The sequence below is a fragment of the Reyranella humidisoli genome, from assembly GCF_019039055.1.
Classification (GTDB): domain Bacteria; phylum Pseudomonadota; class Alphaproteobacteria; order Reyranellales; family Reyranellaceae; genus Reyranella; species Reyranella humidisoli.
On sequence record NZ_JAHOPB010000002.1, the window covers coordinates 761944 to 774495 of the forward strand.

Consider the following 12552-nt stretch of genomic DNA (forward strand, 5'->3'; position numbering starts at 1 on the left):
GAAGTGGCTTGAAGAGCGCCGTTGACGGCTTGGGGAAAAACCGGCATCCTTTTGAAGTTAAAGAGTTTTTCGCCACATTCGGCGAACGGTCTTCTAGGTTAGAGGGGGCGTCGGAATCAAGATTCCGACGTTTTTTAGCGGGGGCTTCGGCCCCCGCCTTTTTTTGTCCCAACGGCCGGTTGGGGCGCCTGCCTGCCTGCCAAAACCCACGAGAAGTGGTATAGGCGGCTCTTCTCATTACCTAATCTGGTTGTCTGCGATGGCGGGGCATTCCCAATTCAAGAACATCATGCACCGCAAAGGGCGTCAGGACGCCGTGCGGGCCAAGATCTTCACCAAGCTGATCCGCGAGATCACGACCGCCGCCCGGCTTGGCGCTGCCGATCCCGCGTCAAATCCACGTCTGCGGGCGGCGATCATCACCGCGCGCGAAAACAACATGACTCGCGACACGATCGATCGCGCCATCAAGCGAGGCTCGGGCACGGACGCCGACGCGAATTACGACGAGGTGCGCTATGAGGGCTACGGCCCGGCCGGCGTCGCGGTGATCGTCGAGGCGTTGACCAACAATCGCAACCGGACGGCGGGCGAAGTCCGATCGAGCTTCTCCAAGCATGGCGGCAACCTGGGTGAATCCAACAGCGTGTCGTTCATGTTCGACCGGCTGGGCGAGTTCCGCTTCCCGCTCTCCGTCGGCAGCGCCGACGAAGTTATGGAGAAGGCGATCGAGGCGGGCGCCGACGATGTGGTGAGCGGGGAGGGCGAGGGCGCGTTCCACGAGATCTACTGCGCCCAGGACGACTTCAACCTGGTGCGCGAGGCGCTCGAAAAGTCGCTGGGCCAGCCCAGCGTGGCCAAACTGACCTGGCGTCCCAAGACCGGCGCGCCGATCGAGGGTGAGACCGTGCAGGCCATGCTCGATCTGATCGCCGCCCTCGAGGACAACGACGACGTCCAGAACGTCTACGCCAACTTCGAGGTTTCGGACGACGCTCTGGCGAAGTTCGCGGCCTGAGTCGGGCGGGATGAGATTGATCGGCCTCGACCCCGGCCTGCGGTTGACCGGCTGGGGTGTGATCGAGGTCGAAGGCAACAGGCTGCGCCATGTGGCCCACGGAGTCGTGAAAGTTGCCCCGGCGGGCACGCTGGCGGAGCGACTGAGGGAATTGTTCGAGGGCGTCGCCGGCGTCATCGAAGCGCAGCGCCCGATCGAGGCCGCGGTCGAGGAGACCTTCGTGAACGTCAATCCCGGTTCGACCCTGAAGCTCGGCCAGGCGCGCGGCGTCGTCATGCTGGCGCCCGCCCGCGCGGGCCTCGAAGTGTTCGAGTATTCGGCGAACCTCGTGAAGAAGTCGGTCGTCGGAGCGGGGCACGCCGACAAGAACCAGATCGCCATGATGGTGAGCCGGCTGCTGCCTGGCGTGGTCGCCAAGGCGGACGCGGCCGACGCCCTGGCCGTCGCCATCTGCCATGCCCATCATCGCGCCACGGCGCGGCGGATCGAGGCCGCGCTGTGATCGCCAAGTTGAAGGGCCTCGTCGACTCGGTTGACACCGACAGCGCCGTCATCGACGTGGGCGGCGTGGGCTATCTGGTCTCGGCCTCGGCGCGCACGCTGCGCGATCTTGCGGTCGGCGGTCAGGCCACGATGCTGGTCGAGACGATCGTGCGCGAGGATGCGATCTCGCTCTATGGGTTCCTCGGAACGGCCGAGCGCGACTGGTTTCGTATCCTGACGACGGTGCAGGGCGTAGGCGCGCGGGTCGCCCTGTCGATCCTGTCGACCCTGTCGCCGGACGAGATCGCGCGCGCCATCGCCGCGCAGGACAAGGGCACTCTCTCGCGGCCGGCCGGCGTCGGGCCCAAGCTCGCCGCGCGGCTTGCAACGGAATTGAAGGACAAGGCCGCCGCCTTCGGCATCGCGCCGGCTCCTGCGTCGGAGAGCAACGCGGGTGCGCCGGCCGCTGCCGCCGGGTCGATCAACGAGGACGCGATCTCCGCCCTCGTCAATCTCGGCTACAAGCGGGTCGAGGCCTTCGGCGCCGTCGCTCGCGTCACCCAGCGGCTCGGTGCCGAGGCCAGGCTCGACGCCGTGATCCGCGCCGGCCTGCAGGAGCTTGCACGATGAATGCCGTTCCGGAGCGCCTGGTGACTGGCACGCGCGCCGAGGAAGACGCGGCCGAGCTGGCGCTGCGCCCGCAGACGCTCGACGATTTCATCGGCCAGAAGCAGGTCCGGGAAAACCTGAAGATCTTCATCACCGCCGCCAAGGGGCGTGGCGAGGCGCTGGATCACGTGCTGCTGCACGGGCCGCCCGGCCTCGGCAAGACCACGATGGCGCAGATCGTGGCGCGCGAGATGGGCGTGGGCTTTCGCGCGACCTCGGGGCCTGTCATCCAGAAGGCGGGGGACCTCGCGGCGCAGCTCACGAATCTACAGCCGCACGATGTGCTGTTTATCGACGAGATCCACCGTCTCAATCCTGCAATCGAGGAAGTCCTCTATCCCGCGATGGAGGATTTCCAGCTCGACCTGATGATCGGCGAGGGACCTGCGGCCCGGTCGGTGCGCATCGAACTGCCGCCGTTCACGCTGGTCGGCGCCACGACGCGCTCGGGCCTCATGACGCGGCCGTTGCGCGAGCGCTTCGGTATTCCGCTGCGCATGGTGTTCTACGAACCGGCCGAACTGGAGACGATCGTGCAGCGCGCCGCGCGCGTCCTGAAGATGTCGCTGGCGGCGGACGGCAGCGCCGAGATCGCCAAGCGCTCGCGCGGCACGCCGCGCGTCGCCAACCGGCTGCTGCGCCGGGTCCGCGACTTCGCCGCGGTCGCCGGCAATGCCGACGTCGACGCCCGGATCGCGGACGCGGCCCTGACGCGCCTCGAAGTCGATGGGCGTGGCCTGGACGCCATGGACCGCCGTTACCTCGCCTGCATCGCCGAGAATTACGGCGGCGGACCCGTGGGAGCCGAAACGCTGGCCGCCGCCCTGGCGGAACAGCGCGACGTCATCGAGGACGTGATCGAGCCCTACCTGATGCAACTCGGCCTGTTGATGCGTACCCCGCGCGGCCGGTTGCTGTCGGAAGGCGGCTATCGCCATCTCGGCCTTTCGATTCCCAAGGGCCAGAAGCAGCAGCTCGATCTGCTGGCGGGTGGCGGCCCGGTGGAGGAAGCGTGACCGCGGCGCCGACCTCGGGCCGCATCGACGACGGTACCCACGTGCTGCCGTTGCGCGTCTACTATGAAGATACGGATGCCGCCGGCATCGTCTATTACGCCAACTGGCTGCGCTTCCTGGAGCGTGGGCGCACTGAACTTCTGCGGCTTCTCGGGCAGCAGCATACGGCGCTGCGCGAGGAGCGCGGCGTCAACTGGGTCGTGCGTCGTTGCGCCATCGACTACCTGAAGCCCGCGCGGCTGGACGATACGATCGAGATCGTCACAAGCTGCGGCGAATTGCGTGGCGCCTCGCTGGACATGCTCCAGCATGCGCGCCGCGGTGAAGAGATCCTGGTTCGAGCCGAACTCGTCGTCGCCTGCATGGGCGAGGGCGGTCGGCCTGTCCGATTGCCGCCGCTCGTGCGGACTGCCCTGGCCCAGGTAGCCGTGAACGGATCGCCCCGCTCACGCCATATTCGGATACAACCCTCTTGAACCAACGGAGAACATAAATGGACGCGTTTGCGCAGGTCGCCGGAGCCCCCCTCGGCGGCGGCACGGGGACAATCGACATGTCCGTCTACGGCCTGTTCATGCAGGCCGACTGGGTCGTGAAAGCCATCATGATCCTGCTGCTTCTGGCCTCGTTCTGGTCATGGGCGATCATCTTCGAGAAGGTTCTCCGCCTGCGCTCGCTGAAGCGCAGCGCCCAGACCTTCGAAGACACGTTCTGGTCGGGCGTTTCGCTCGAGGACCTCTACGACCGCGTCGGCGCCAAGCCGGACGATCCCATGTCGAGTATCTTCTCCGCCGCCATGCGCGAATGGCGCCGCTCGGTCTCCAAGGGCCTGGCGTCGAGCGCTACGGCGCGCGCGGCATTGCGCCAGCGTATCGAGCAGGTGATGGGCGTCACCATCCAGCGCGAGATGGAGGCGATCGAAAAGCGCCTGGGTTTCCTCGCCACCGTCGGCGCCAACGCCACCTTCGTCGGCCTGTTCGGCACGGTGTGGGGCATCATGAACAGCTTCAGCCACATCGCGCAGTCCAAGAACACCTCGCTTGCGGTGGTGGCGCCCGGCATCTCGGAGGCGCTGTTCGCGACCGCCATCGGCCTGGTGGCCGCCATTCCCGCAGCCGCCGCCTACAACATCCTGTCAGGCCAGGTCTCGCGCTACGCCCAGCAGCTCGAGGCCTTCGCCGGTGAGTTCATCACCATCCTGTCGCGGCAGCTCGAGGAACAGGTCTGATGTCCGGCGTCATTCCGGCACCCGGCGCCAACTCGTCGGGCAGCAAGTTCAAGCGGCGAAGCTATACGCCCATCGCCGACATCAACGTGACGCCGCTCGTCGACGTCATGCTGGTGTTGCTGATCATCTTCATGGTGACGGCGCCGCTCCTGCAGGTCGGCGTGCCGGTCGACCTGCCGAAGACCAGCGCCAGCCAAGTCGGCGGCAAGGACGAGCCGATGGTCGTCTCGGTCAATTCCCAGGGCGAGGTTTTCCTCGGCGAGACCAAGTACGACGTGGCCGAGCTCGGCGCCAAGCTGAAGGCGATCCATGAGGAGAAGCCCGACCAGCGCGTCTTCATGCGTGGCGACAAGAGTGTCGACTACGGGAAGATGATGGAGGTCATGGGTGTGGTGATCGACAGCGGTTTCCGCCAGCTCGGCCTGCTCGGCGAGCAGGCGCAGGCGCTCGGACGAGGCGGCGGCACGGTGAGCCCGGCCACGCCGGCCCAGCCCGCGCCGCGGGCGCCTACGCCGCAACCCCAGGCGCCGGCCCAGCGGCGTTAAGAGAGACGGATCCAGACAGGCGATGGCTCGGCGTCACCCTTCCAGTATCGAAATGCGCACACCGGCGATCGTGTCGTCGATGGTGCACGTCTTCGTGCTGGGGGCGGCGGTGCTGAACCTCGACTTCTTCGGCAAGCCGCCGCCGTTGGAACCCGAGCCCGTGATGGTCGAGTTCGAGGCCATCGCCGCAAAGGCCGCTGCGCCGACGGTGGGCAATCCGCCGCCGCAGCCCAAGGACGTGCCGATCGCCCAGGAGACGACAAAGGCGCCGCCGCCCAAGTCGGCCGAACCGCCGCCGTCGCCGCCGACTCCCAAGCCACCGGAAGTGGTCGAGCCGCCCAAGCCGCCGGCCCCCCCGAAGCCGGAGGAGAAGCCGAAGACGGAGGCCGCGAAGCCGGTCGAGGATCTCGTGGCGATGAAGCCCAAGGAGCCAGAGCCGCCGAAGGTGGAGAAGCCGCCGGAGCCGCCCAAGCCCGCGCCCGAGGTGAAGAAGCCCGAGCCGCCCAAACCGCCGCCGCCGAAGCCGACACCACCGAAGCAGAGCGTCGATTCGATGATCGACGACATCCTGAAGAACAAGCAGTCGCCGTCGAAGGTGCAGACGCCCGAGCAGCAGCCCAAGCCGGTGCAGCAGGTCACGCGGCAGGCGCCGGCGGCTCCCAATCTCGCCGCCGTCGTCACGGCCAGCGAGATCGAGGGCGTGCGCCAGAGGATCCGGCCGTGCTGGAACACGCAGGGCGGCTCCCGTGACCAAGCGATGATCATTTCGTTCGTCGTTGAAATGAACCAGAACGGCACGCCGGTGAAAGCTGAACTGCGCGATCCCGGGCGCTACAATAGCGACCCGGTCTATCGTGCCGCCGCCGACGCCGCCCATCGCGCCATCATGAATCCGCGTTGCCAGCCCTGGCCGCTTTCGCCAGAAAAGTTCACGAGCTGGAAATCCATCACATTCAATTTCGATCCACGCGACTACTAGACCCCTCCACCCTATAGAAACCTTGAGATGAAGAGGTCCGACATGATGCTTCACCGACGGACGACCCTGCTGGGCGGCGTGGCGCTTGCCGCGATTGGCGCTGCGAGCACCGCTCGCGCACAGCTCACCATCGATATGACACGGCCGAGCTTCGAGCCGGTGCCGATCGCCATCGTCGACTTCAAGGGCGACGCGGTGGGTGCACAGATGGCGGGTGTCATTCGCAACAACCTGCAGAACTGCGGACTGTTTCGCGTCATCCCCTCGGGCTCCTACATCCAGAAGGATGTCGACGCGACCTCGCCGCCGCGTTTCCAGGACTGGCGCAGTGTCGGGGCGGCCGGCCTTGTCGTCGGCCAGGTCACGTCGGTCGGCGGCAACATCAAGGTCGACTTCCGGCTCTGGGACGTCGTGACAAGCCAGCAGGCCACCGGCCTTTCCTTCACCAGCCAGCCCAACAACTGGCGGCGCCTCGCGCACATCATCTCCGATGCGATCTACAAGCGCGTGACGGGCGAGGAGGGCTACTTCGACACCCGCGTCGCCTATGTCTCCGAGACCGGTCCGGCCAATGCCCGGGTCAAGCGCATCGCCATCATGGACCAGGATGGCGCCAACAATCGCTACATCACCGACGGCAAGACCCTTGCCCTGACGCCGCGCTTCTCGCCGACGCTTCAGGAACTGGTCTACATGGCGTACGGCGAAAACAACGGCCCGCCGCGCGTCTATCTACAGAACGTCGACAGCGGCCGCCGCGAACTGCTCGGCAATTTCCCGGGCATGAGCTTCGCGCCGCGCTTCTCCCCCGACGGCAGCAAGGTCGTCATGAGCATCGCGGAGAACGGCCGTACCAACATCTACGAGATGGACGTGCGCGGCCGGCAGCTCCGCCGCCTGACCAACTCGCCGGCCATCGACACCTCGCCCTGCTTCTCGGCCGATGGCGCGCAGATCGTGTTCAACTCCGATCGCGGCGGCACCCAGCAGCTCTACGTCATGAGCGCAGGCGGCGGTGGCGAGCGGCGCATCAGCTTCGGCGAAGGCCGCTACGCCACGCCGGTCTGGTCGCCGCGTGGCGACTTCATCGCCTTCACCAAGATCTCGGCCGGCAGCTTCGGCATCGGCGTGATGCGGGCGGACGGCAGCGGCGAACGCATGCTGGCCAACGGCTTCCTCGTGGAAGGCCCGACCTGGGCGCCCAACGGACGCGTGCTGATGTTCTTCCGCCAGCAGCCCAGCTCGGGGGGCCGCGCGGGCTCCGCGACGCTGCACCAGGTCGATATCACCGGCCGCTTCGAGCGGCAGGTGCCGACGCCGACCGACGCATCGGACCCGGCGTGGTCACCCTTGATTCCGCAGTAGCGAAATATATGATCTTTTCTGTCGACCCGTGCGTAGCCCGCGCCCGGGTCGATTCTGTCAGGGAGTGGATCGAAAGATGAGCATGATCAAGGCCTTGTCGGCCCTCGCAGCGATGTTCCTCATCGCAGCCTGCAGCAACAACGACACCCAGACCGCCTCCGCCGCCAGCACGTCCGTGACGCCCGGCTCGGTGGGCGACTTCCGGCAGAATGTCGGCGATCGCGTCTTCTTCGACACCGACTCCTCGACGGTTCGCGAAGACGGCCGCCAGACGCTGAATCGTCAGGCCGAGTGGCTGAAGAAGTACGGCAACTATCAGATCACCATCGAAGGCCACTGCGACGAGCGCGGTACGCGCGAGTACAACCTGGCGCTCGGTGAGCGCCGCGCCAATGCCGCGCGCCAGTACCTGATCGCGCAGGGCATCCCCGCGTCGCGCCTCAAGACCGTCAGCTATGGCAAGGAACGTCCCGATCCGGTCGGCTCCGACGAAGCCGCCTGGGCGCGCAACCGCCGCGCCATCACTGCGCTGGAGTAGTTCAGCCTCGTAGCGAGGCGATTGAGGAGACGCCGGTCGCCACGCGACCGGCGTTTTCGTTTGGAGGCGGGGCGGGCATGCCTGAAAATGGCCGCGTTTGATGTGAACAAAGCGCCTGCCATGAAGATCTTTTCGCCCTGGTTCGCTCTTCTCGTCGTTTTCGCCCTGCCGACCGCCGCAGCGGCACAGCGCGGTGGCGACAGCGTCTACATCGAGGACCGCCTCAATCAGCTTCAGCAGACGCTGACGATGATGACCGGTCAGATCGAGCAGCTCCAGCATCGCAACGCGACGCTGATGCAGCAGATGGAGAAGATGCAGGCCGACTACGAGTACCGAATCGACCAGCTCGAGAAGGGCGGTGGCGGCAAGCCGGGCGGCGCGGCACCGCGTCCGGGCGGTCTGGCGGCGGCACCCGCGACCCCCTCGGGGCCCGCGCCGACGCCGGGCGCAGCGCCGGGCGGTGCCGCGGCCGGCGATCAGCTTTACGACGAGGCCTTCAAGAAACTGCAGGAGGGCGACTACGCCGCCGCCGAACGCGGCTTCAAGACCTTCGTGCAGCGCAATCCGCAGAACAAGCTCGCGGGCAACGCGCAATACTGGCTGGGTGAGACCTATTACGCCCGGCGCGACTACAACAATGCGCTGACGGCATTCGCCGAAGGCTACAAGGTCTACAAGACGAGCCCGAAGGGACCGGACAACCTCCTGAAGCTGGGGATCACGATGTCCAACCTCGGCCGCAAGTCCGACGCCTGCGCCATCTTTGCCCGCTTCAACCAGGACTATCCGCGCGCCACGGACCTTCAGAAGCGCCGCATCGACCAGGAGCGGCAGAAGAACAGCTGCGGGTGAGCATCGCCGCCATCCCGTCCGCTCTGGGCGGAGCGGCCTTCGAACGTCTGATGGCGCCCTTCGCGCCCTTCGAGAGACATCCCGACCTTGCGGTGGCCGTTTCCGGTGGCCGCGATTCGCTGTGCCTGGCCCTGCTGGCGAGCGAGTGGGCCGTCGCCCGGGAGGGGCGCGCCATCGCCCTGATCGTGGACCATGGGCTGAGGCGGGAATCTTTAAACGAAGCCTTGGCGACGTCCCGCCTGCTCGAGGGGGTGGGCATTGAAAGCGCCGTGCTGCGCTGGACGGGCGACAAGCCGCAGACGGGCCTGCAGGAAGCTGCCCGCGACGCCCGTTATCGCCTGTTGCGGCAGGCCTGCCGGGAGCGCGGAATCCTTCACCTGCTGGTGGCCCATCACGCCGATGACCAGGACGAAACGATCGCCATGCGCGCCGCCCGGTCGAGCGGCCCGGACGGGCTTGCCGGCATGGCGGCACTGGTCGAGTGGCCGGAGGTTCGAATGCTGCGGCCCCTGCTGGCGGTTCGGCGTACGGCTCTCACGGCGACGCTTGAGGTCCGCGGTGTTCCCTGGATCGACGACCCGTCAAACGTCGATCCGCGCTTCGAGCGGGCGCGGCTGCGCCTTGCCGGTGTGAGCCATGCCAGCCGGTCCGATGCAGACCTTGTGCGCATCGGTCATGAACGCGCGGCGGCGGAGGCTGGTGTGATGCTTCTCGAGGTCGGCGAGGAGGGGGGTGTCGCCCTCGATCCTGAAATGTTGCAAAGCCTGCCCCTGGACCTTCGCGGCCGGCTGATGAGCCGTGTCGTGCAGGCGATCGGCGGCCGTCGCCATCAGCCGCGGCGGGAACGACTGGACCGCGCGCTGGCCCGGTTGTCGGGGCCGCTCGAACGCGGGAAATCGGGGCGGGAAAGCGATTTCACCCTGTCGGGGTGCCAATTCCTCCTGCGTCAGGCTGTCGGCTCGCGGCGGCTTGTGTGGATTGTCCGCCCCGAAAGTGGCAGGAAAGACAGACAGCCTTTGATTCCGGCTGCATTTTTCGCTTGCGACCCGGCGGCCGCAACCCATCTTTGAACGTAGCTCTAGCCAACGGAAGCCCTAAGTGAACCCGTTCAATCGTAACGCTGCCCTGTGGATCGTCATCGTTCTCCTGCTAGCGCTGCTCTACAGCGTGTTCCAGGGCGGAGCGACCCGTTCTCCCGGAAACACCATCTCCTATTCCGAATTCGTCCGGGCGGTTGAACAGCGGCAGGTCCAGGACGTCCGCATCCAGGGCAATACGATCAACGGCACGTTCCGCGAGCCGCGCAACGGCGTGCAGAAGTTCTCGACCTACGCGCCGAGCACCCCGCCCGACGACCAGTTGATGCCGATGCTCATCAAGAACGTCGACCGCGTCGATGCCGGTCCAGCGGAAGAGGGCGTCAATCTCGGCAGCATCTTCGTGAGCTGGCTGCCGGTCCTCGTGCTGGTCGGTGTCTACATATTCTTCCTCCGCCAGATGCAGAGCGGCACCGGCCGTGCGATGGGCTTCGGCAAGTCCAAGGCGCGCCTGCTCACCGAGAAGCATGGTCGCGTGACCTTCGACGATGTCGCTGGCATCGACGAGGCCAAGGGCGAACTCGAGGAGATCGTCGACTTCCTCAAGGACCCGCAGAAGTTCCAGCGCCTGGGCGGCAAGATTCCCAAGGGCTGCTTGCTGGTCGGTCCTCCGGGTACCGGTAAGACGCTGCTCGCGCGCGCCATCGCGGGCGAGGCCAACGTGCCCTTCTTCACGATCTCCGGCTCCGACTTCGTCGAAATGTTCGTGGGCGTCGGCGCGAGCCGCGTGCGCGACATGTTCGAGCAGGCCAAGAAGAACGCGCCCTGCATCGTGTTCATCGACGAAATCGACGCGGTCGGCCGTCATCGCGGTGCGGGCCTCGGCGGCGGCAACGACGAGCGTGAACAGACGCTGAATCAGCTGCTGGTCGAGATGGACGGCTTCGAGGCGAACGAGGGCGTCATCCTCATCGCCGCCACCAACCGTCCCGACGTGCTCGATCCCGCGCTGCTGCGTCCGGGCCGCTTCGACCGCCAGGTCATGGTGCCGAACCCCGATGTCGGCGGCCGCGAGAAGATCCTGAAGGTCCATATGCGCAAGGTGCCGCTGGCACCGGACGTCGATCCTCGCGTCCTGGCCCGTGGCACGCCGGGCTTCTCCGGCGCCGATCTGGCCAACCTCGTGAACGAAGCCGCCCTGCGCGCTGCACGCGTGGGCAAGCGTCTCGTCACCATGGGCGACTTCGAGTACGCGAAGGACAAGGTGCTGATGGGCACCGAGCGCCGCTCGATGGCGATGACCGACGAGGAAAAGACGCTCACGGCCTACCACGAGGCAGGTCATGCGCTGGTTGCCATGCACGTGCCGAAAAGCGATCCGCTGCACAAGGTGACGATCATCCCGCGCGGCCGCGCGCTGGGCGTCACCATGCAGCTGCCCGAGCGCGATCATCTCAGCCACACCAAGCAGTATCTCGAGTCGCGCCTCGCCATCATGTTCGGCGGCCGCCTCGCCGAGGAACTGGTGTTCGGTCCGGAGAACGTGACGACGGGCGCCGCCAGCGACATCCAGGTTGCGACGCAGACTGCGCGCGGCATGATCACCGCCTATGGCATGTCCGAGAAGCTCGGTCGCGTCCGCTATCAGGCGAACGAGCAGGAAGTGTTCCTGGGGCACGCCGTCACGCAGACGCAGAACGTCTCCGAGGCGACCGCGCAGCTCATCGACCAGGAGGTTCGCCGCCTGATCGAGGAGGCCGAGGGCCGTGCCCGCACGATCCTCACCGAGCGCCTCGAAGACCTGCACACGATCTCGAGGGCGCTGCTCGAGTACGAGACGTTGAGCAACGACGAGATCGGTACTGTTCTGCGCGGCGAGAAGGTCGTGCGCGACGATACCGGCGGCGCCGGCACCTCCGATCGCCGCCGCCGTGCCTCGGTTCCGACCAGCACCGGCCCGGCGCCGGGCGCCAACCCTGAGCCTCAGCCGGGCGTTTGACGCGACGCTTCGCGGGCCTCGCCCTCGATCGCCCTCTCGTGATGGCGATCGTGAACGTGACGCCCGACTCCTTCTCCGACGGCGGGGAACGCTTCGACCCGGCGCGGGCCATCGACGATGGCCTGCGTTTCGTCTCGGAAGGCGCCGATATCCTGGACGTCGGTGGTGAATCGACGAGGCCAGGATCGGCTTCCGTGTCTCCCGATGAGGAGCGCCGCCGCATCCTGCCGGTCGTGGAGGGACTTGCCCGACAAGGGGCCGTCGTTTCGCTCGATACACGACGCGCGTCCGTTGCTGAGGCGGGGCTCGCCGCCGGAGCGCGGATCGTCAACGACGTTTCGGCACTGAGGGATGATGAGGCGATGCTGCCTCTGATCGTACGCACGCAGGCGGCGGTCGTCCTGATGCATCGGCGGGGCAAGCCGGAGGAGCGCTATGCCGGTCCGGCCTATGACGATGTGGTAGAGGACGTCCGGCGTTTCCTGCTCGATCGCGCCGCGGCCTGCGTGGTGGCCGGCGCCGAGCGCCGGAGCATCGCCCTCGATCCTGGTCTCGGCTTCGGCAAGAAGGTCGAGGAGGAGCTGGCCTTGATTGCGGGCGCGCGGCGGCTGGCGGACGCAGGCTATCCGGTGTTGATCGGCGCCTCGCGCAAGAGCTTCATCGGCCGCCTCACGGGCGTCGAGAGGGCAGCGGATCGCGATCCGGCCTCGGCTTTTCTGGCCGTGGAGGCGGTGCGGCACGGAGCCTCCATCGTGCGCGTCCACAATGTCCCGGCCACCCGGCAGGCGCTCGCCGTCTTCGAGGCGATGCGGTAGAACCG

At 66.8% G+C, this 12552-nt stretch carries 14 protein-coding genes; all 14 read left to right on the forward strand.

Annotation, left to right across the window (positions count from 1 at the left end; translation table 11 throughout):
- Positions 1-259: 259 nt before the first annotated feature.
- A complete protein-coding gene (locus tag KQ910_RS22055; protein ID WP_216965296.1) occupies positions 260-1018 on the forward strand; it encodes a YebC/PmpR family DNA-binding transcriptional regulator in 759 nt (252 codons plus the stop codon).
- Positions 1019-1028: 10 nt separating this feature from the next.
- A complete protein-coding gene (gene ruvC / locus KQ910_RS22060) occupies positions 1029-1520 on the forward strand; it encodes a crossover junction endodeoxyribonuclease RuvC (RefSeq protein ID WP_216965298.1) in 492 nt (163 codons plus the stop codon).
- Positions 1517-2131, forward strand: coding sequence for a Holliday junction branch migration protein RuvA (gene ruvA / locus KQ910_RS22065; RefSeq protein WP_216965300.1), 615 nt, complete (start codon positions 1517-1519; stop codon positions 2129-2131). The genes ruvC and ruvA overlap by 4 nt, the downstream gene beginning before the upstream one ends.
- On the forward strand, positions 2128-3186 hold the full coding sequence (gene ruvB, locus KQ910_RS22070) for a Holliday junction branch migration DNA helicase RuvB (RefSeq protein WP_216965302.1): 1059 nt from the start codon (positions 2128-2130) through the stop codon (positions 3184-3186). Before ruvA ends, ruvB begins: the two co-directional genes overlap by 4 nt.
- A complete protein-coding gene (gene ybgC, locus KQ910_RS22075; protein WP_369408422.1) occupies positions 3183-3662 on the forward strand; it encodes a tol-pal system-associated acyl-CoA thioesterase in 480 nt (159 codons plus the stop codon). Before ruvB ends, ybgC begins: the two co-directional genes overlap by 4 nt.
- A gap of 17 nt (positions 3663-3679) precedes the next feature.
- Positions 3680-4414 (forward strand): protein TolQ, encoded by a 735-nt coding sequence (gene tolQ, locus KQ910_RS22080; RefSeq protein WP_216965304.1) that lies wholly within the window; start codon positions 3680-3682, stop codon positions 4412-4414.
- Positions 4414-4959 carry a protein TolR gene (gene tolR, locus KQ910_RS22085; RefSeq protein WP_216965306.1) on the forward strand — a complete coding sequence of 182 codons (546 nt, stop codon included), beginning with the start codon at positions 4414-4416 and terminating at the stop codon, positions 4957-4959. The genes tolQ and tolR overlap by 1 nt, the downstream gene beginning before the upstream one ends.
- 52 nt (positions 4960-5011) lie before the next feature.
- Entirely contained in the window at positions 5012-5938 is a 927-nt protein-coding gene (gene tolA / locus KQ910_RS22090) for a cell envelope integrity protein TolA (protein WP_216965308.1), read from the forward strand.
- Positions 5939-5980: 42 nt separating this feature from the next.
- Complete coding sequence (tolB, locus tag KQ910_RS22095; protein WP_216965310.1) at positions 5981-7303, forward strand: Tol-Pal system beta propeller repeat protein TolB; 1323 nt, start codon at positions 5981-5983, stop codon at positions 7301-7303.
- Between the two features lie 76 nt (positions 7304-7379).
- Complete coding sequence (pal, locus tag KQ910_RS22100; RefSeq protein ID WP_216965312.1) at positions 7380-7841, forward strand: peptidoglycan-associated lipoprotein Pal; 462 nt, start codon at positions 7380-7382, stop codon at positions 7839-7841.
- 120 nt (positions 7842-7961) lie between these two features.
- A complete protein-coding gene (gene ybgF, locus KQ910_RS22105; protein WP_216965314.1) occupies positions 7962-8696 on the forward strand; it encodes a tol-pal system protein YbgF in 735 nt (244 codons plus the stop codon).
- On the forward strand, positions 8693-9766 hold the full coding sequence (tilS, locus tag KQ910_RS22110; RefSeq protein WP_216965316.1) for a tRNA lysidine(34) synthetase TilS: 1074 nt from the start codon (positions 8693-8695) through the stop codon (positions 9764-9766). The genes ybgF and tilS overlap by 4 nt, the downstream gene beginning before the upstream one ends.
- Before the next feature lie 28 nt (positions 9767-9794).
- A complete protein-coding gene (gene ftsH, locus KQ910_RS22115) occupies positions 9795-11732 on the forward strand; it encodes an ATP-dependent zinc metalloprotease FtsH (protein ID WP_216965318.1) in 1938 nt (645 codons plus the stop codon).
- Between the two features lie 41 nt (positions 11733-11773).
- Complete coding sequence (gene folP / locus KQ910_RS22120; RefSeq protein WP_216965320.1) at positions 11774-12547, forward strand: dihydropteroate synthase; 774 nt, start codon at positions 11774-11776, stop codon at positions 12545-12547.
- Positions 12548-12552 lie beyond the last annotated feature (5 nt).